This window comes from Novosphingobium sp. (assembly GCF_019748365.1).
Taxonomy (GTDB): Bacteria; Pseudomonadota; Alphaproteobacteria; order Sphingomonadales; family Sphingomonadaceae; genus Novosphingobium.
Genome location: NZ_JAIEPN010000125.1, coordinates 1 through 17,317, shown reverse-complemented (window position 1 = coordinate 17,317; position 17,317 = coordinate 1). Strand labels below are relative to the sequence as shown.

General features: G+C 64.2%; 17 protein-coding genes. 6 read left to right on the top strand and 11 right to left on the bottom strand.

Going from position 1 to position 17,317, the window contains the following annotated elements; all coding sequences use genetic code 11:
* Positions 1-15: 15 nt before the first annotated feature.
* From K5Q19_RS14905 to K5Q19_RS14885, 5 genes are all read right to left on the bottom strand, one after another.
* Positions 16-1,125, bottom strand: a complete 1,110-nt coding sequence (locus K5Q19_RS14905; RefSeq protein WP_292946695.1) for a sugar transferase — start codon at positions 1,123-1,125, stop codon at positions 16-18.
* 199 nt (positions 1,126-1,324) lie between these two features.
* The gene (gene holA / locus K5Q19_RS14900) at positions 1,325-2,359 is read right to left on the bottom strand and encodes a DNA polymerase III subunit delta (RefSeq protein WP_292946692.1); all 1,035 of its coding nucleotides are present in this window, start codon (positions 2,357-2,359) and stop codon (positions 1,325-1,327) included.
* Positions 2,360-2,366: 7 nt separating this feature from the next.
* Entirely contained in the window at positions 2,367-2,795 is a 429-nt protein-coding gene (lptE, locus tag K5Q19_RS14895) for an LPS assembly lipoprotein LptE (RefSeq protein ID WP_292946701.1), read from the bottom strand.
* Between the two features lie 58 nt (positions 2,796-2,853).
* Complete coding sequence (leuS, locus tag K5Q19_RS14890; RefSeq protein ID WP_292946690.1) at positions 2,854-5,400, bottom strand: leucine--tRNA ligase; 2,547 nt, start codon at positions 5,398-5,400, stop codon at positions 2,854-2,856.
* 66 nt (positions 5,401-5,466) lie between these two features.
* Positions 5,467-5,889 carry a DUF3576 domain-containing protein gene (locus K5Q19_RS14885; RefSeq protein ID WP_292946698.1) on the bottom strand — a complete coding sequence of 141 codons (423 nt, stop codon included), beginning with the start codon at positions 5,887-5,889 and terminating at the stop codon, positions 5,467-5,469.
* 415 nt (positions 5,890-6,304) lie between these two features.
* On the opposite strand from K5Q19_RS14885, the gene K5Q19_RS14880 reads away from it, so the two are divergent.
* The 5 genes from K5Q19_RS14880 (at position 6,305) to K5Q19_RS14860 (ending at position 9,651) form a co-directional block, all read left to right on the top strand.
* Entirely contained in the window at positions 6,305-7,120 is an 816-nt protein-coding gene (locus K5Q19_RS14880; protein WP_292946687.1) for a hypothetical protein, read from the top strand.
* Positions 7,121-7,232: 112 nt separating this feature from the next.
* Positions 7,233-7,955 (top strand): acetoacetyl-CoA reductase, encoded by a 723-nt coding sequence (gene phbB, locus K5Q19_RS14875; RefSeq protein ID WP_292946684.1) that lies wholly within the window; start codon positions 7,233-7,235, stop codon positions 7,953-7,955.
* Positions 7,956-7,985: 30 nt separating this feature from the next.
* Positions 7,986-9,029, top strand: coding sequence for a hypothetical protein (locus K5Q19_RS14870; RefSeq protein WP_292946681.1), 1,044 nt, complete (start codon positions 7,986-7,988; stop codon positions 9,027-9,029).
* Positions 9,026-9,283 (top strand): ribbon-helix-helix domain-containing protein, encoded by a 258-nt coding sequence (locus tag K5Q19_RS14865; RefSeq protein WP_292946678.1) that lies wholly within the window; start codon positions 9,026-9,028, stop codon positions 9,281-9,283. The genes K5Q19_RS14870 and K5Q19_RS14865 overlap by 4 nt, the downstream gene beginning before the upstream one ends.
* 83 nt (positions 9,284-9,366) lie before the next feature.
* Entirely contained in the window at positions 9,367-9,651 is a 285-nt protein-coding gene (locus tag K5Q19_RS14860) for a hypothetical protein (RefSeq protein ID WP_292946675.1), read from the top strand.
* A gap of 2 nt (positions 9,652-9,653) precedes the next feature.
* Here the strand turns inward: K5Q19_RS14860 and chrA are convergent, their stop codons facing one another.
* On the bottom strand, positions 9,654-10,949 hold the full coding sequence (gene chrA / locus K5Q19_RS14855; RefSeq protein ID WP_292946672.1) for a chromate efflux transporter: 1,296 nt from the start codon (positions 10,947-10,949) through the stop codon (positions 9,654-9,656).
* Complete coding sequence (murA, locus tag K5Q19_RS14850) at positions 10,949-12,232, bottom strand: UDP-N-acetylglucosamine 1-carboxyvinyltransferase (RefSeq protein WP_292946669.1); 1,284 nt, start codon at positions 12,230-12,232, stop codon at positions 10,949-10,951. Before murA ends, chrA begins: the two co-directional genes overlap by 1 nt.
* 125 nt (positions 12,233-12,357) lie before the next feature.
* Between murA and galU the strand changes: the two genes are divergently transcribed.
* Positions 12,358-13,257 (top strand): UTP--glucose-1-phosphate uridylyltransferase GalU, encoded by a 900-nt coding sequence (gene galU, locus K5Q19_RS14845; RefSeq protein WP_292946666.1) that lies wholly within the window; start codon positions 12,358-12,360, stop codon positions 13,255-13,257.
* Positions 13,258-13,266: 9 nt separating this feature from the next.
* Here the strand turns inward: galU and K5Q19_RS14840 are convergent, their stop codons facing one another.
* From K5Q19_RS14840 to K5Q19_RS14825, 4 genes are read right to left on the bottom strand one after another with little or no spacing between them, the layout of a single operon-like run.
* Entirely contained in the window at positions 13,267-14,568 is a 1,302-nt protein-coding gene (locus tag K5Q19_RS14840) for a cytochrome P450 (RefSeq protein ID WP_292946663.1), read from the bottom strand.
* Positions 14,569-14,591: 23 nt separating this feature from the next.
* Positions 14,592-16,130, bottom strand: coding sequence for an acyl-CoA synthetase (locus K5Q19_RS14835; protein ID WP_292946660.1), 1,539 nt, complete (start codon positions 16,128-16,130; stop codon positions 14,592-14,594).
* Between the two features lie 16 nt (positions 16,131-16,146).
* Positions 16,147-16,299 (bottom strand): hypothetical protein, encoded by a 153-nt coding sequence (locus K5Q19_RS14830; protein ID WP_292946657.1) that lies wholly within the window; start codon positions 16,297-16,299, stop codon positions 16,147-16,149.
* Between the two features lie 35 nt (positions 16,300-16,334).
* Positions 16,335-16,979, bottom strand: a complete 645-nt coding sequence (locus K5Q19_RS14825) for a M23 family metallopeptidase (protein ID WP_365759720.1) — start codon at positions 16,977-16,979, stop codon at positions 16,335-16,337.
* Positions 16,980-17,317 lie beyond the last annotated feature (338 nt).

Below are 17,317 nucleotides of genomic sequence, written 5' to 3'. Positions count from 1 at the left end.
CATGGGGCTTTTTATTCAACCCAACTGGCCCCTTTTTAAACCGGTGCCTGGCCCGTTTTTATCCCGGTGTTGACACGCGCCAGTGGCGTCGAGCTTCTCGACACGCATAGAGCGGAACTTGTAAATCCAGAACAGCCGGTTGTTCCGCCCCTGACGCTGCTGCATGAAGAATACGGGGCCACGATCCTCCAGCCAGATCAGCAAGGCGACGACCAGAAGCAGTGGTGCCAACGCGACAGTTGCGGCACCCGCAATCGCCAGATCCATTGCCCGCTTTGCGGCACGGGCCCGAAGCCCCAGCGGCCCGACCGAAACAACAAGGGAGCCGAAGCCATGCCCGCGGCTTGCGCCGAGGACGCCCAACTCCTGAACTTCCGGATCGACAATCTCACCACAGATGTTGGAGCCCTTGAAAACGAGAGCCCAATCCTTGCGTCGCTCCGGCGGGCAGGTGACGATGACTCTGTCCATATTGGTCATGAACATGCCAAGCCGGTCGAGCATATGAGGATCGCTGCGATCCGGCCGCAAACGGTGTTCGCGCGAATCGACATGCCAGGCATGTGGGATGCGAACGGGGCTTCCGCCGTCATCGATGACCAGAACGTTCTGTGCAGTCGTACCGCAGCCGGAGCGGATCACGGGCTGAATGACTGCGCGTGCCCAAGCCATGCTGCCGGCGACCACGATCAGGCTGGCGACTGTCGATACGCGGGAGACCTGCTCGCTTGATTTGGTGAAGAAGGCGATGAAGAGCATCAGCGTCAACGCGGTGGTCACCGCCAACATCGAGCGTGACTGGCTGAACCGCAGCGAAGTCAGAGCCTGGATTGAATAGGTTCGGGTCATCAGCGCCGCGCCCCAATAAAGCGGGACGTAGAGCTCGATCTGCTGAATCGTCTGCGGATCGTAGGCGTTACCGAGGTACAGCAAGCTGATGAGCAGCGAAGCTCCGACGATGACGAAACCGTCGGCTATCAGAAGAAGAAGGTAAGCCTGAAGCCGCCGCTTCTCAAGTGAAGGTGCGAGCGGGAGCCTCAACTGGCGCTGCGCACCCGGAGGCGCGCCGCTACCTTCGCCGGTGATCGACGTGACGGTTACCCTGTCTCGCTCTAAGGTCGTCATCGCTAATGCACCCTTTTGAACCGCTAAGAATAAGCGCTCCGGCTGTGCGACCCGGACGACAAAGGATTCTTATAAGCAGTTTCCTCGATATCGGTAGGAATGCTGCGTTGCAATGCGTACAAGGTTGTGCGGCAAAGACAAGCGAGTCGATGCGAGCGATCTCTCAGCTGATCCCATCGGGGCGGCGATCCATCGGAAACTACCGAGCTGCCGCCCGCGCAATCTCTGCAAGTCCTTGAGAAAGCAAGAGTTCGCCATTGCGATTGTCGGTCAGCAGTTGGCGATGCAGCAGCATCAGGCGTTCGATGAGACGACCAAGTTTACGGCCACGCCAACGCCGGAGTTGTTGCGCCAATTCCGACTTGTCCCGAAAGAAGACACGCCGCGCTGCTATTTCCTGCTCGAGAAACGCGTTGATGTCGCTGCGACCACGTATGCGGCCTGCGAGCTGCGCAAGTTGCGCGGCGCGTCTTTCGAAGGCCAGCAACAACCCGACCGGACTGAGTTCAAGCTCCTGCATTCGCGCCAGTTCCGAGGAAAGTCGGGCGGTATCTCCTGCAAGTACAGTGTTGACCAAGGGCATGAAGCTATCGTCTTCGCTGACTGCTGCGATGGCATCGAGCGCGCCGGCGTCGGCACGGCGCGGCGACTCGGGGCTTGCATCCAGAAAGAGAGCCAACTTCTCGACTTCGCTTCGCGCCATCCGCGTATCGAGTGCGGTGCCGCGAGCGATTCGTTCCGCAAGCTCATCGGTCAGGTGGAGTCCGACCGGATCCGCCATTTCCCGCACTGCGAGCGTTACCGACCGGATGTCCGGCGGATGGAACATGGTGACGAGGGCATCTGGCCGATCGGACAGGAGCCTGGCGGTCCGCGACTTGTCGGTGGCCGAGCCGGCCATGATGAAGACCGGCCAGCCTCTGACCGGGCTGGCAAGGAGTGTTTCGACCGCATCATGAGCCTCGTCCCCCGAGCAGCGGACGTGAATCTGGCGCTGATCACCGAACAGGGAAACCGATCGCGCCTCGTCCGCGAGCCGAACCGGATCGCGCCGCAAGTCAGCTCCAGCGAGCTCGACCCGCTCGAACTGACCTTGCCGTGAGGCGATATGGGAAGACAGCCGAGCGGCTGCATCCGCCGCTCCGGCTTCGTCCGGACCGCAGAAATAGAATACCGTGGCATCGGTCGCTGCGCGCGCCATCTGCGCTGCGAAGTTCTTCTGGGTCGCCTTCACGGCGTGGTCAGCCCGCCTTGCGAAGTTTCGTGGCGACGCGGGTCACGATCTGAACGGCCACTTCATGGCTGAGGTTCTCGAGCGCAGTCTGTTCGGCTGCGATCACCGCGTATTCGCTCGAGACGATGTCGATGCCCGCGTCGGCACCTGCGGTTGCGTCCAGCACGATCGCGCCGCTCGAGAGGTCGATGAGTTGGTAGCGCGCCCGAAGGGTCCGCCGCTCGCGGGTAACCGCATCGTTTGAGAGCAGGCCAAGGCCCTGGAGCTGCTCATCAAGGCGCACGTCCAGCCGGTAACGGGGCGTGCCCTGCGCACCTGCGCCCAGCCGGTCGACCAGTGCAGCACGCACCAGCCAGCCCGCCTTGCCTTCGATGGACGTAACGTCGACGCCCGCGAGCGCCTGCGCGACTTTGCCACTGCCACCGCCCGCATACATCGGCTGCAGGCCGCAACCGGCCAGCAGTGCCGCAGGCGCAAGGGCGGCGAGGAATGCTTTAGGCAACAAGGTTCACCAGCCGATCGGGCACTACGATCACCTTCCTCACTTCCGCCCCGTCCAGCGCACGCTGCACCTTGTCGGAAGCGAGAGCAAGCTGCTCGAGCTCTTCACGGGCGGTGCCCTTGGCGACCGTGAGCGTGTCGCGCAGCTTGCCCCTGACCTGCACGGCGACCGTGACTTCGTCATCAACCAGCAGCGCGGGATCGACGTCCGGCCATGCCGCATCAGCGACCAGTCCTGCTCCAAACGCAGCGTAAGCCTCTTCGGCGAGGTGCGGCATCATCGGGGCGACCAGCAGCAGCAGCGTGCGGATCGCCGCGGTGCGGTCAGCCGAGGGCGCGGCTTTTTCGGTCGCGCCGGTCAGCTCGTAGATGCGCGCCACCGCCTTGTTGAAGCCGAGCGCCTCGATGTCCTGCGCCACCGCGTGGACGGTCTGGTGCGTCTTGCGGCGCAGCGTAAGGTCATCACCCGTCGCGGCCGCATCCGCTGCGCCGAATAGACGCCACAACCTTTGCACAAAGCGCCAGCAGCCCTCGATACCTGCCTCTGACCAGGGCAGGTCGCGCTCCGGTGGACTGTCGGACAGCATGAACCAGCGGATTGCATCGGCACCGTAGCGGGCAACGATTTCGTCCGGGTCCACCACGTTCTTCTTGGATTTCGACATCTTGATGACGCGGCCGATCTCGACCGGTGCGCCATCGGCCTTGAGCGTCGCGCCCTCAGCCGTGCGGTCCACCTCGCCGGGCGAAAAGAACACCGGCTGGCCGTTGTCCGGGTTGCGGCGTTCATAAGTCTCGTGCGTCACCATGCCTTGCGTGAACAGGCTCGCGAAAGGCTCCTGCACTTCGAGCTTGCCGATCCGTGCCAGCGCGCGGGTCCAGAAGCGGGCATAGAGCAAGTGCAGGATCGCGTGCTCGATTCCGCCGATGTACTGCTCGACCGGCAGCCACTTGCGAATGGCCTCGGCATCGAATGGTGCGTCACCCGGCTGGCTGGCAAAACGCAGGAAGTACCACGAAGAGTCGACAAAAGTGTCGAGCGTGTCCGTCTCGCGCCGCGCAGGCTTGCCACATTGCGGGCAATCGACATGCTTCCACGTCGGGTGGCGGTCGAGCGGGTTTCCGGGCACGTCGAAGGTCACGTTCTCGGGCAGCACGACCGGCAGTTGCGCCTTGGGCACCGGCACCACGCCGCAATCTTCGCAGTGGATGAACGGGATCGGCGTGCCCCAGTAGCGCTGGCGGCTGACACCCCAGTCGCGCAGGCGCCACACGGTCTTGCCTTCACCCCAGCCTTCGGATTCGGCGCGGGCGATCACGGCAGCCTTTGCTGGGGCCACGTCCATGCCATCGAGAAAGCGCGAGTTCACGAGCTTGCCGGGGCCGGTATAGGCATCTTTGCCTTCGAACACCGGATCGCTCTTCTCGCCATCGGCGACTACGCGGGTGACCGGCAAGCCATACTTGCGCGCAAAATCGATGTCGCGCTGGTCATGCGCGGGGCAGCCGAACACAGCGCCTGTGCCGTAATCCATCAGCACGAAGTTTGCGATGTAGACCGGCAGCTGCCAGCTCCCATCGAGCGGATGGAGCACCTTGAGGCCAGTGTCAAAGCCAAGCTTTTCGGCCGTTTCCAGCTCGGCAGCGGTCGTGCCGCCCTGCTTGCACTGCGCGATGAACGCTTCTGCCTCGGGCGAATCCTTGGCAATTGCCTGGGCGATCGGGTGATCTGCAGCAATCGCGACGAAGCTTGCCCCGAACAGCGTGTCGGGTCTCGTCGAGTAGACCTCGATATCCTCGGCCAGCGGCGCGACCGGCTTGAAACGGAACTGCAGACCTTGTGACTTGCCGATCCAGTTCTCCTGCATCGTGCGGACCTTCTCGGGCCACTTCTCGAGTCCGGAGAGACCTTCCAGCAGCTCGTCGGCGAACTCGGTGATCTTGAGGAACCACTGGCTCAGCTTGCGCTTCTCGACCAGCGCGCCCGAGCGCCAGCCGCGCCCGTCGATGACTTGCTCGTTGGCGAGCACGGTCATGTCGACCGGGTCCCAGTTCACGGTCGATTCCTTGCGAGTGATGAGGCCCGCCGCATAGAGATCGAGGAACAGCGCCTGTTCGTGGCCGTAGTATTCCGGCTCGCAGGTTGCCAGTTCGCGGCTCCAATCGAGCGCGAAGCCGAGGCGCTTCAACTGGGCCTTCATGTTGGCAATGTTGGCGCGGGTCCAGCCGCCGGGGTGCACGCCCTTTTCCATTGCCGCATTCTCGGCGGGCATGCCAAAGGCGTCCCAGCCCATGGGATGAAGCACTTCGAACCCGCGCATACGCTTATAGCGCGCCAGCACGTCGCCCATCGTGTAGTTGCGCACATGGCCGATATGGATGCGCCCGGAAGGATAGGGGAACATCTCCAGCACATAGCTGCGCGGTTTGGGTGAGGCGTCGTCGGCCCGGAATGTCTGGCGTTCGTCCCACGTACGCTGCCAGCGCAGATCGGCGGTGGCAGGATTGAAGCGTTGGGGTTCTGGTTTGTCGGCAGTCATGCCGCTTCCTCTAGGGAGCGGCGCGAAGCCGTGCAACCGTCAGGCGAGGGTAAACTCGCCCGGAACTCAGCCCGGGACCAAAGTCTGGCGACGCAGATCGCGAGCCTTGGTCAGGATAATGTCTTCCAGCTTCTGTACGGTGGCCGCCTGGACCGGGGCATCGACCCAGTTGCCCGCCTGGCTCACCTGCCGGCTCGCGGCGATCCGCAGCGCGTCGGCGCGCAGGTCCTGATCGAGGATCGAGACGGTCAGTTTCATCCGCTCGTTGGGGTTGCGGGGATTGGCGTACCAGTCGGTCACCACGACACCGCCGTTGCTGTCGGTTTGCACAAGCGGCATGAACGAGAGGGTTTCAAGCGTTGCGCGCCACAGGTAGGCATTGACGCCGATCGTGGTCACCTTGCTGGCAGCGAGGTCCAGCTTGGGGCGTGCCTTGTTACCGCATCCTGCTACCAGCCCGGTGGCGGCGATGACGAGCATGCCGGTCATGACACTCCGGGCGATAGACGAAGAAGGGCGGAGGCGTGTCGTCACGTGCATACTGTCCTTGCTGGCAGGCACATGGGCGGCCTCGCCGCGTGTCCTGCCTAGTGAAATCTGCGCCGTTCTGACGCCTTGCGGTTGGCGCTCTATCACCCCCGCGCCGCGCGCCGCAAGGGCATTGCAAGGAATGGCGCATTGGCGCCTATCCCAATATGAACGAGGAGGGGGTGTCTGCTGAAGGGTGGCCGCCTGTGGGCTGGGCGCAACAGGTTTGCCAAGACACGCTGCCGGCGCATCAGAAAATCGTTGTGCTACTGGAAATTATCGTCGAGGCACCGTATGTCGTACGTACAGAGAGCAGCTTTAGATTCGCTGGTTTGGCCATTTGGGCGGCTCGGCAAAGGGAAAGTTCAGGCAGGCCATGAGTGGCAAGACGATCAGGGGAGCCAAATCGCGCGGAGTTTTCCGTGCGCGCGTGCTGCCGCTCGTCGGTTGCGCGCTGCTCGGCATGGTCGCGGCGCCTGCACTTGGCAGCGCGCTGACCGGTGGCTTCGTCTCCTCGCCGGTGAGCCTTTCGGCGCGCGGCGGCATCGGTTCTTTCACGCCGGCTTCGGTCGATCCCAAGCTTGTTTCGGAAATCACCGCGCAGATCCAAGGCCGTACACCCGGGCATGGGCGCCTTTTCCGTTTCACGCCGGCCGGCATGGATAATCGCCCTGATCGGGCGATAACGGTGGCCGTACGGGTCAGCGAAATCGGCGCACAAAATCTTGTCGTCCGTTCCTCGCTCCCGGCGGGCGTGAGTGCGCCGGGCGCTGCGCCGGTCCGGATCACGCCGATGGTCTACAACCTCGGTCTCGCTCGTGGTTACCAGAGCTTCGCGGCAACGCCGGGCATTTCGCGTGAGGCCGCGCGCTTCGATATACAGCGCCTGGACATGCCCGACCTGCGCGCCATCGGCCGCAAGGACAGCTTCACCGCGTCTTCCTCGGTTCCTTCCTCGCGGCTTGCTCCGCGGATCGAACTTGATACGCGTGATCACGTCGGCCACTCGCCGCGGACCTATGAGAGCCAGAACGATTACCAGGTCGATCTGGGTGGCAGTTATCGCCTGACGCGGAACCTCGATGTGACGGCCGGCGTGCGGTACTCGCCTGAGCGGGATCGTCTGCGTCCGCTGACCGATGGCAAGAAGGATAGCCAGGCGGTCTACGTCGGAACCCAGTTCCGGTTCTAAGCCTTTCCAGTACGAACCCTTGCGGTGCAGTCGTATGACTGCAGCCTAAGTGCTTGTCCGCCAGCGGCCTTGCGACTACCCTCCCGATCATCGACCGGAGAGGGAGAAGAAGATGACGCGCGTTGCAGTGGTTACCGGGGGAACCCGGGGTATCGGTGAAGCCATTTCCCTCGCACTTCAGGCCCAGGGCCGTACCGTTGTGGCCAATTATGCGGGCAATGAGGAAAAGGCGCGGGCGTTTACGGAGCGGACCGGGATCAAGTCCTATCGCTGGGACGTTGGCGATCATGAAGCGACCATCGAAATGTGCGCGCAAATTGCGGCTGAGGTCGGCCCGATCGACATCGTGGTGAACAACGCCGGCATTACGCGCGACGGCGTGCTCCACAAGATGAGCTTCGACGACTGGAACGAGGTGATGCGCATCAACCTCGGCGGTTGTTTCAATATGGCGAAGGCCACGTTCCCCGGCATGCGCGAGCGCGGCTGGGGCCGCATCGTCAACATCGGCTCGATCAACGGGCAGGCCGGCCAGTACGGCCAGGTCAACTACGCTGCGGCAAAGTCCGGCATCCACGGCTTCACCAAGGCGCTCGCTCAGGAAGGCGCGAAGTACGGCGTGACCGTGAACGCGATTGCGCCGGGCTATATCGATACCGATATGGTGGCCGCCGTTCCCGCGCCGGTGCTGGAAAAGATCATCGCCAAGATCCCGGTCGGTCGTCTTGGCCAGGCGGATGAGATTGCCCGCGGCGTCGCGTTCCTGACGTCCGAAGATGGCGCGTTCGTCACCGGATCGACAATGAGCATCAACGGCGGCCAGCATATGTATTGAGGCCGCCGCGTGCAGGCGCGGGGAGTAGCTATGAATCGCAATATTGCTGCCTCCTGCGCCCTGCTCCTGGCAGTGGCAGCCAGTGCGCCGCAACGCTATGATTGGAGCGGCGAAAAGCTCGAAGAGACCTTTGGTTCGGAAACCGCGTCCGACGCCGCTTCGACTCAGAACGCCTGCCGCGCGCGCCTGATAATCGAACCGCCTGCCTCAGATTGGCCTTCCGCCAGAGAGCGCGAAGAGCTCAAAGGTTGCGATTCCGAAGCGCTATACTACGGCATCGGCCGTACGGCCGATCCGGTCGCCGCACGAAAATGCGCTCTGATCGAGCGCGAGCGCGAAGTCGGCCCGAGTGCGCCTGATTTTGCTGGCCTTGGGTACAGTTACTTCTCCGGCACTGGCATACTGGCGATGATCTATGCCAATGGCACCGGAACCGCGCGCAACCTGGACGTAGCGATTCATATGGCCTGCGGTGTGGAGGATGCGCCGGCCGCGAGCATGAGCCGCATCGCCGAACTGCTGGAGCGGCAGACGGGCAAGGGTCGGGGCGGCAAATTCGAAATCTGCAACGATGCCACGAGCGGGATCTCCGAAGGCTACTGCGCCGATCATGCGAATCGATTGGCCGAGCAGATCCGCGAGCAGCGCACCGCTGCGCTCGGCGCCAGATGGACCGAGCCACAGCACCGCCTGTTCGCGCAGGTTTTTGCCAGCTTTTCGAAATACGCCGAGATCGCGCACGATATGGATTGCTTTGGCGGCACCGCCCACGTTGCCTGCACAATTGTCGCGGCGAGCGCCGATCAGGACGACTTTCTGCACAGGATCGAGGCGCTGGCTGCTGGCCGGCGACCCGCCCCCAGAACACTGCATGATGGAGGCAGTCCCAGCCCGGCTATCGCTCCACTTGATCTTGCCGGCGTTCCCAAGGAACAACGCTGGAGTTATCGCAACAACTACCAGGCTGCGGTCGCATCCCGCGCGATATTCGAACGCGATCTCGTCGCGTTCATGCGTGCTGCTTTCCCCGAATGGTCCGCCCATGATGTGCGCGTGATGTTCCGCGACCTGTGACTGCCCCCTATCACCCTCCGGTCAAGCGATCGGTCGAGATCGCCGGGCACAAGACGTCGATCAGCCTCGAACCGCTGTTCTGGGATCTGCTGCGTGATGCGGCGGTGGAGGAAGGCGTGCCGATCAATGCCATTGTCGCGCGGATCGATGCGGAACGGATCGCTGCCGAGGTGCCGCCGGGCCTTGCGGGCGCCGTGCGGCTCTGGCTCACCGCGCGCCTTGCCGCATCAGGCGGGCGGACTGGCGCAGCCTGATCTGCCGCCTGTCTTCGTTCACCGTGCGTTCTGGCACAATCTGTCGTATGGTGCCGATTACGTTCCTTGCAGGAGTACCAAAGATGCGCCGCAGCCTCCTCGCCGCCGCCATGCTGGCCACACTGGCTACGACCACCATCGCTGAAACGGCGGATGCACGGCGTCACTCGTCCACCCGCACCCACCGTGTTTGCCGGCATTCCAGCGGCACCGCGGGTCTCATCGCGGGCGGGGCCGGTGGCGCGCTTGTCGGCAAGGCGGTGCTGGGCGGACCGGTCGGCATCGTAGCCGGTGCTGTCGGCGGGGCCTTTGCGGGCCGCGCGATCGACCGCACGCTTACCGCAAAGAAGCGCTGCCGCCGCGTTTGAAATCAGCGGAGCGGTAGCAGCGAAAGCGCCAGACCGGTGGCGGCGCAGATTGCGATCGTCGGAGCGATTCCGCGCTTGAGGCCGAACACCAAAACCCCCGCCTCAGCCGCGATCAGGGCTGCCTGCCAATCAAGGCTGGCGAAATCTGGCAGTCCCGCATCGGAAACGCGCATGAAGAGGACGTGAAGGGCGAACCAGAGCGCAAGATTGGCGATCACGCCGACGACCGCTGCCGTGATCGCGGCAAGTGCGCCTTGCAGTCGCTCGGCCCGTTCCAGCCGTTCCATCCAGGGCGCGCAGGCGAAAATCCACAGGAAGCACGGCGCGAACGTGACCCATGTGGTGATGCCTGCGCCGAGCAGGCCCGCCAAGAGCGGTGAAAGTCCGCCCGGATGGCGCCATGCGGCGATGAAGCCGACGAACTGGGTCACCATGATCAGCGGTCCGGGCGTCGTTTCTGCAAGGCCAAGGCCGTCGGCCATTTCACCGGGCGACAGCCAGCCGAACCCGCTGACCGCCGCTTGCGCCATATAGGCGAGCACTGCGTAGGCGCCGCCGAAAGTCACAATCGCGAGGCGGGAGAAGAACAGGCCGACCTGCCACAGCACGTGATCCGGACCGAGCGTTAGGAACACCAGCGCCAACGGCAGCCCCCAGATGGCGAGCCACAAGCAGATGGTCTGGGCGGTGAGAGCGATCAGCCGGCGCGGGGCCTCAAGCGGGCCAGCGCTGGTCGCGCCATGGTGCGCCCCCAGCCAGTGCGGCGACCATTTGGCCGCTGCAGCACCGATCAGTCCGGCGCCAAGGATCACCAGCGGGAAAGGCGCGTGCAGGACAGTGAGGGCAAGCGCAGCCAGCACCGCCAGCGCGATTTTGAAGCGGGTCCCGAGTGCTCGCCCCGCAACGCGCTTGAGCGCCTGCAGGACCACCGCCAGGACCGCGGCCTTCACGCCAAGGAACAGGGCCGCAAACCAGGCCACCCCCGCTGCCGCCACATAGAGCAGTGAGAGCCCGAGCATCACCACGGCGCCGGGAAGCACGAACAGCATCCCCGCAATCAGCCCGCCGCGCACTCCGTGAAGGCGCCAGCCGATCCAGGTCGCCAGTTGCTGCGCTTCAGGGCCGGGCAAGAGGTGGCACAGATTGAGCGCCCGCAGGAACGCGCCCTGCTCCACCCAACAGCGTTCCTCGACAAGTTCGCGCTGCATCAGCGCGATCTGCCCGGCAGGTCCGCCGAAGCTGAGACAGCCGATCCGTGCGAAGGCCCGGGTCAGCTCTGCCAGCGTGGGCCTAGGCATCAGTCGCCGCCGACGCGCTCCACATCCGCGCCGATCAGCGCGAACTTCTCCTCAAGCCGCTCATAGCCGCGATCGAGGTGGTAGAGCCGATGAACCTGCGATTCTCCCTCGGCAGCAAGGCCGGCGATCACCAGGCTCATCGAGGCACGCAGGTCGGTCGCCATGACTTCGGCGCCGTGGAGCTCGCTCACGCCGTGGACGATCGCGGTCCGGCCCTTGGTTTCGATATGCGCGCCCATGCGGTTAAGCTCGGGCACGTGCATGTAGCGGTTCTCGAAGATGGTCTCGGTCAGCACGCTGGAACCGTTCGCAAGACAGAGCATCGCCATGAGCTGCGCCTGCATGTCGGTTGCGAGGCCGGGATAGGGAGCGGTCGACAGAGTGACAGGGCGCAGCCGGCCTTCGCTGGCGACACGGAGGCCGCCGCGGATCTGCTCCACCAGCACGCCGGCATCGCGCAGCGCCTGGATCGTTGCAGCCATGTCTTCAGCCCGCGCGCCGGCGAGCATGATATCGCCGCCGGTGATCGCTGCGGCGCAGGCATAGCTGCCTGCCTCGATGCGATCCGGCATGACCATGTAGGTCGCGCCGTGAAGCCGGTTCACGCCGTGGATCGTAAGGTCGGAGCTGCCGATCCCCTCGATCTGCGCGCCCATCGCCACGAGCAGGTTGCAAAGATCGACGATCTCGGGCTCACGCGCCGCATTGTGCAACGTGCTGGTTCCGCGAGCGAGCACCGCCGCCATGAGTGCGTTCTCGGTCGCGCCGACCGAGACAATCGGGAAGCTGTAGTCCCCGCCCGGCAGACCGCCATCGGGGGCAATCGCACGGACATAGCCCGCCGCGAGCTCGATCTGAGCGCCGAAGGCTTCTAGCGCCTTGAGGTGGAGGTCGATCGGCCGGTTGCCGATGGCGCAGCCGCCGGGGAGCGAAACCGTCGCTTCGCCCGCTCGGGCCAGCAGCGGGCCAAGCACCAGGATGGACGCACGCATCTTGCGGACGAGATCATAGGGCGCGACGGTCGAGGTGAGCCGCGTGGCCTGCAGCGTCATCACGCGACCGAAGTCTTCGGGGCGGGCGCCAGCGATAGAGGTCGAGACGCCGAACTGGTTCAGCAGGTGCTGGAAGCCGTCGATATCGGCAAGACGCGGCAGGTTGCGCAGCGTCACCGGTTCTTCGGTCAGGAGCGCGCAGGGCAGCAGGGTCAGCGCAGCATTCTTTGCGCCCGAGACTGGAACTGTGCCGGAAAGGCGATTGCCGCCGCGAATGATGATCTTGTCCATCGCGGTCGTTTAGCTTGTTTGCCAATTGGCGCAACAAGATCGAAATGGTGGCGCTCTATGCGCGCAATATGTCATATCCGCATCGGACCTGCAGTCCGATGCATCTTGAGGGGATCACATCAGCCATGACCGCCAGCACCGCCTCGCCGACCGTTCGCAAGCCTGTTCGCAAGGCGGTTTTCCCGGTGGCGGGCATGGGTACGCGGTTTCTCCCGGCAACCAAGGCAATCCCCAAGGAAATGCTGCCGATCATTGATCGGCCGTTGATCCAGTACGCGGTCGACGAGGCACGCGAGGCGGGGATCGAGCAGCTGATCTTCGTGACCGGCCGCGGCAAGACCGCCATTGTCGAACATTTCGATACGGCCTTCGAGCTTGAACGGACGATGAGCGATCGCGGCAAGGATCTCTCGATCCTCGATGCCACCCGCATCCTGCCCGGCAATCTCGTCACGGTCCGCCAGCAGGTGCCGATGGGCCTCGGTCATGCGATCTGGTGCGCGCGCGCCATCGTGGGTGACGAGCCCTTCGCGATCTTCCTGCCCGACGAGCTGATGATCGGCACGCCCGGCTGCATGAAGGAGATGGTAGAGGCCTACAACGAAGTGGGCGGCAATCTCATCAGCGTGCTCGAAGTCCCCGAGGAAGAGGTCTCCAGCTATGGCGTGATCGCGCCGGGTGCGCGCATTTCCGACAAGCTGACCGAAGTGACCGCACTGGTCGAGAAGCCGAAGCGCGAGGAAGCGCCCTCCAACCTCATCATTTCCGGCCGCTATATCCTGCAGCCCGAAGTGATGCGCACGCTCGAGGGTCAGGAGAAGGGTGCCGGCGGCGAGATTCAGCTGACCGACGCGATGGCCCGCATGATCGGCAGCCAGCCGTTCCATGCGGTCACCTTCACCGGGCGCCGCTTCGATTGCGGCAGCAAGGCCGGCTTCGTCGAGGCGACGCTTTCGCTTGCGCTCGAACGGTCGGATATGGCGGACGACGTCCGCACGATCATGCAGCGTCTTCTGGCGCAGTGACGCGGCGGCTCAGGCCGCCTTCCACCGCAAGGGAAGGCGCTTGAGCCCGCCGACAAACGTCGATTTGGCGCGTGCAGGCTCTCCGGCCAGCTCCACGCTATCGAGCCGGTCGAGCAGCACTTCGAACAGGATGCGCATTTCGAGCCGCGCCAGATGCAGGCCGAGGCACTGGTGCGCGCCCGCTCCGAAGGCAAGGTGGCGATTGCCATCGCGCGCCGCATCGAAGCGGCGCGGGTCGGGGAACTGCGCAGGGTCATGGTTGGCCGCCACGTAGTTGAGCATCAGCCAATCATCCTTGGCGATCTTCTGCCCGCCAAGTTCGGTATCGGCGGAGGCTGTGCGCATGAAGTGCTGCACCGGAGTCGTCCAGCGGATCGCTTCCTCGACAATGCCTGCCAGAAGGCTGCGGTCCGCCTTGACCCGGGCGAACTGCTCCGGATCGCGGGCAAGGGCGAGCATCGCACCGGCAGTCGAGGCGCTGGTCGTGTCATGGCCCGCGCTGGCGGTGATGATGTAGTACCCTGCCGTGACCACGTCATCGAGCGGCTGGCCATCGATCGTGCCATTGGCGATGACGGTGGCGACGTCATCAGTGGGGTTCTTGCGGCGCTCGGCGGCGAGCGCCGCGAAATAGGCCTCGAAGTCCTTGACCGCGCCGGCCACGATCTGGGTGATCATTTCGGGCGGTAGATCCTTGATTCCGGACTGGTTCAGTTCCTCGTCCTGCCCGCCGAACATTTGCTGGGTCAGCACCAGCATACGCTGCTCGTCCTCCTCGGGCACGCCGAGAATCTGCATGACGACGTGGAGCGGGTAGGGCGATGAGACAAGCTTGGTGAAGTCGCCCTCGCCGCCGGCAGCCAGCAACCGGTCGACGGTGGCTTCCGCTATTCTGCGGGTGCGCTCCTCGATCGTGCGCAGGTTCTTGGGCATGAACCAGTCCTGCGTCAGGCGGCGCAGCTTCGGATGCAACGGCGCGTCGAGCTGGACGAGCGACTGCACAAGGTGCGGGCTGCCACCGGTGATCGCGCGGGCCAGCGCGTCGGTGCTGCGCAGCGTGAACACGGTCGGCTTGGGGTGATTGAGGAAGGTCGTGTTGTCCTTGCTCACCGCCATCACTTCATCGAACCCGCTGACCAGCCAGAACGGTTCATGCAGATCGGCGGAGGAGACAACGCGCCCCACCTGGAGCCCTTCCTCGCGCAGCCTATCGAACTGGTCGAGCAAGGGATCCCACGCGGCATAGGCAGCGGGATCGATCACCGCGCGGCCGATTTCCTCGGGAACGATGCGGTCGGCGGTAGTGGCCATGGAATGCGTCCTTGAATGAGGGGTCAGGCGGTAGCGGCTGCTGCGGCCTTGTATTCGTCGCGCAGCAGGCGCTTGAACAACTTGCCGGTCGGTTCGCGCGGGAGCTCGGCGCGGAAGTCGATCTGGCGGGGGAGCTTCACGCGGCTGAGCTGCGGGGCGAGCCAGGCGGTCAATTCTTCGGCCAGTGCCGGGCCCGCGTCGGCGAATTCATGCGGTTGAACGACGGCGACCACGCGCTCGCCCATGTCCGGATCAGGAGCGCCGATGACGGCAACGTCGGCCACTTTTGGATGGGTTATGAGCAGGTTTTCGATCTCCTGCGGGTAGATGTTCACCCCGCCCGAAATGATCATGAAGCTCTTGCGATCGGTGAGGAACAGGTAGCCGTCCTCGTCCTCCCAGCCCACATCGCCTAGGCTGGTCCAGCCGTGCTTGTTGGTGGCATCGCGCGTCTTGTCGGGATCATTGTGGTAGGCGAAGGGATTGCCGCCCTCGAAAAAGACCTGACCTTCGGTGCCGCGCGGTACTTCATCGCCGTTTTCATCGCAGATGCGGATGGTGCCAAGCAACGCGCGGCCGACCGAGCCCGGGCGCGCCAGCCACTCGGGGCTGGAAATGAAGGTGAAGCCATTGCCTTCGGTGCCGGCATAGTACTCGTTGAGCACCGGGCCCCACCACTCGATCATCGCGCGCTTGACCGGGACCGGGCAAGGCGCCGCTGCGTGGATCGCCCCGCGCAGGGAGGAGAGATCGTAGCGTGTGCGCACCTCCTCCGGGAGCTTGAGCATGCGGACGAAGTGGGTGGGCACCCACTGGCTGTCAGTCACCTTGTAGCGCTCGATCGCTTCGAGCGCTTTCTCAGGATCGAACTTTTCCATGCAGACAACGGTGCCGCCGAAGCGATGAATGGTCATCGACCAGCGCAGCGGCGCAGCGTGGTAGAGCGGCGCGGGCGAGAGATAGACCGCGTCCGGGCGGATGCCGAAGGGGCCGCCTGCGAGCATGATGAGCGAGTTCGCGCCGCCGATGGCGGGATCTTCAGGGAGCGGCACGCGAACACCCTTGGGCTTGCCGGTGGTGCCGGAGGAATAGAGCATGTCGCAGCCCGCGCGTTCGTCGGCGATGGGCTCGATCGGCATGGCAGCGAGCAGGGCGGCGAGATCGTGGTCGCCGCTGCCGCCGAGGCGCAGCTGCGGCACTTCGGGCGCGGCTTCGGCGACGGCATCGAGCAGGGGCGTGAGCGTGCCGCTGCCGACCAGCAGCTTAGCGCCGCTATCACGTGCGATATAGGCCACTTCCGGCGGCGCGAGGCGCGACGAGATAGCGACGTAGACGATCCCGGCCCGCTGCGCGCCCCAGCACAGCGAGAAAAAGAAGGGATGGTTTTCGAAGCACAATGCGATGGTGTCACCGATCCCGATCCCGCGCGAGCGAAGCAGTTGGGCGAAGCGGTTGCTCTGCGCTTCCAGCTCGCCGTAGGTCACGACCTCGCCGCTGCCGGACATGATCACGGCGGGCTTTTCAGGGTTGGTCCTGGCGTGGAAACTCGGGTGGTAGTGCATGCGCATCCTCTCAGGATCAGCGGTTCGGATAGCCCGCTTTGGCTGAGAGTTTAACCGCTCGATTAAAGGGCGCAACGGGATTCGTCAGCCAAATCCATTTCCGGCTGCGCGGACTGGCCAAAAAGATGAAGGCCACAAAAGAAGAAGGCGGCGTTTCCGCCGCCTTCATCCCATCCTCTCCAAGATGACTTGTCGTCGCGGCGCTTAGCGCGCCAGCGGAGCCGGAACGTCGCTTTGCGCCAGAACGGTCTCGGTCGAGACACCGGGGGCGACGGTCTGCATGTAAGGAATGGGGTTCACCGCTTCGCCAGCGATGCGCACTTCATAGTGCAGGTGCGAGCCGGTCGAGCGGCCGGTCGAGCCGACGTAGCCGATCACGTCACCCTTGCGGACGCGCTGGCCTTCGGCAACTGCGATGCGCGACATGTGGCCATAACGGGTTTCCATGCCGCCGCCGTGCTCCAGCTCGACAAAGAGACCGTAGCCGCCGAACCAGTCAGCCTTGCCAACGACGCCATCAGCCGAAGCGTGGATCGGCGTGCCGGTGGTGGCGGGAAGATCGATGCCCTTGTGCGCGCGCATGCCGCCGAGAACGGGGTGAACGCGCATGCCGAAGCCGCTGCTCATGGCGCGGTTCGAAGAAACGGGAACGAGCGAGGGGATCGAAACGCCGCCATTGCGCTGGGCGGGGGCAGCGGCGCCAAGCGGTGCGCCCGTTTCAAGGGCCTTCCAGCTTGCGAAGAGCTTGTGGAATTCATCATCGGCCGGGGCGGCAGTGGTGCCGTTGCGGGCGGCTTCCGCAGCGCGGAGCGGGGCAGCAATGTCGGCAGACGCGGCGCTGTTCGCCATCGCGGGAGCCGAGAAGAAACAGGCAACAGCACCTATGGAGCCAAGTACCAGTTTCACAATCTTGTTGTTAACCATTACGACCCGCTAACCCTTGATCGACTTGATCCTGCAGCATCAGTTGCGCTGCTCAGACCGAAACCGATCCACCTGAAACTTCCCAACGGCCCGCCGGATCATTCCGGTCTGCCTGAAAAGTTCCCTGAGACTGTGCGGAAACCCCTCCCGCTGCCTCGTTGGCAACGGGTTAGGGGGAAGTGTCTTAATCAGACAACCCCTGTCATCAATTCGTACGACAAACCGGCAGCACGACGCGCCGAGTCGTTGAACGGTGGCTTAAC

Coding starts and splice junctions, on each gene's coding strand:
- leuS (WP_292946690.1), bottom strand. CDS start 5,400: ATGACTGCCGACAAACCAGAACCCCAACGCTTCAATCCTGCCACCGCC.
- galU (WP_292946666.1), top strand. CDS start 12,358: ATGACCGCCAGCACCGCCTCGCCGACCGTTCGCAAGCCTGTTCGCAAG.
- K5Q19_RS14870 (WP_292946681.1), top strand. CDS start 7,986: ATGAATCGCAATATTGCTGCCTCCTGCGCCCTGCTCCTGGCAGTGGCA.
- K5Q19_RS14905 (WP_292946695.1), bottom strand. CDS start 1,125: ATGACGACCTTAGAGCGAGACAGGGTAACCGTCACGTCGATCACCGGC.
- K5Q19_RS14840 (WP_292946663.1), bottom strand. CDS start 14,568: ATGGCCACTACCGCCGACCGCATCGTTCCCGAGGAAATCGGCCGCGCG.
- K5Q19_RS14885 (WP_292946698.1), bottom strand. CDS start 5,889: ATGACCGGCATGCTCGTCATCGCCGCCACCGGGCTGGTAGCAGGATGC.
- K5Q19_RS14880 (WP_292946687.1), top strand. CDS start 6,305: ATGAGTGGCAAGACGATCAGGGGAGCCAAATCGCGCGGAGTTTTCCGT.
- phbB (WP_292946684.1), top strand. CDS start 7,233: ATGACGCGCGTTGCAGTGGTTACCGGGGGAACCCGGGGTATCGGTGAA.
- K5Q19_RS14835 (WP_292946660.1), bottom strand. CDS start 16,130: ATGCACTACCACCCGAGTTTCCACGCCAGGACCAACCCTGAAAAGCCC.
- murA (WP_292946669.1), bottom strand. CDS start 12,232: ATGGACAAGATCATCATTCGCGGCGGCAATCGCCTTTCCGGCACAGTT.
- K5Q19_RS14830 (WP_292946657.1), bottom strand. CDS start 16,299: ATGAAGGCGGCGGAAACGCCGCCTTCTTCTTTTGTGGCCTTCATCTTT.
- K5Q19_RS14860 (WP_292946675.1), top strand. CDS start 9,367: ATGCGCCGCAGCCTCCTCGCCGCCGCCATGCTGGCCACACTGGCTACG.
- K5Q19_RS14825 (WP_365759720.1), bottom strand. CDS start 16,979: ATGGCGAACAGCGCCGCGTCTGCCGACATTGCTGCCCCGCTCCGCGCT.
- chrA (WP_292946672.1), bottom strand. CDS start 10,949: ATGCCTAGGCCCACGCTGGCAGAGCTGACCCGGGCCTTCGCACGGATC.
- lptE (WP_292946701.1), bottom strand. CDS start 2,795: ATGTATGCGGGCGGTGGCAGTGGCAAAGTCGCGCAGGCGCTCGCGGGC.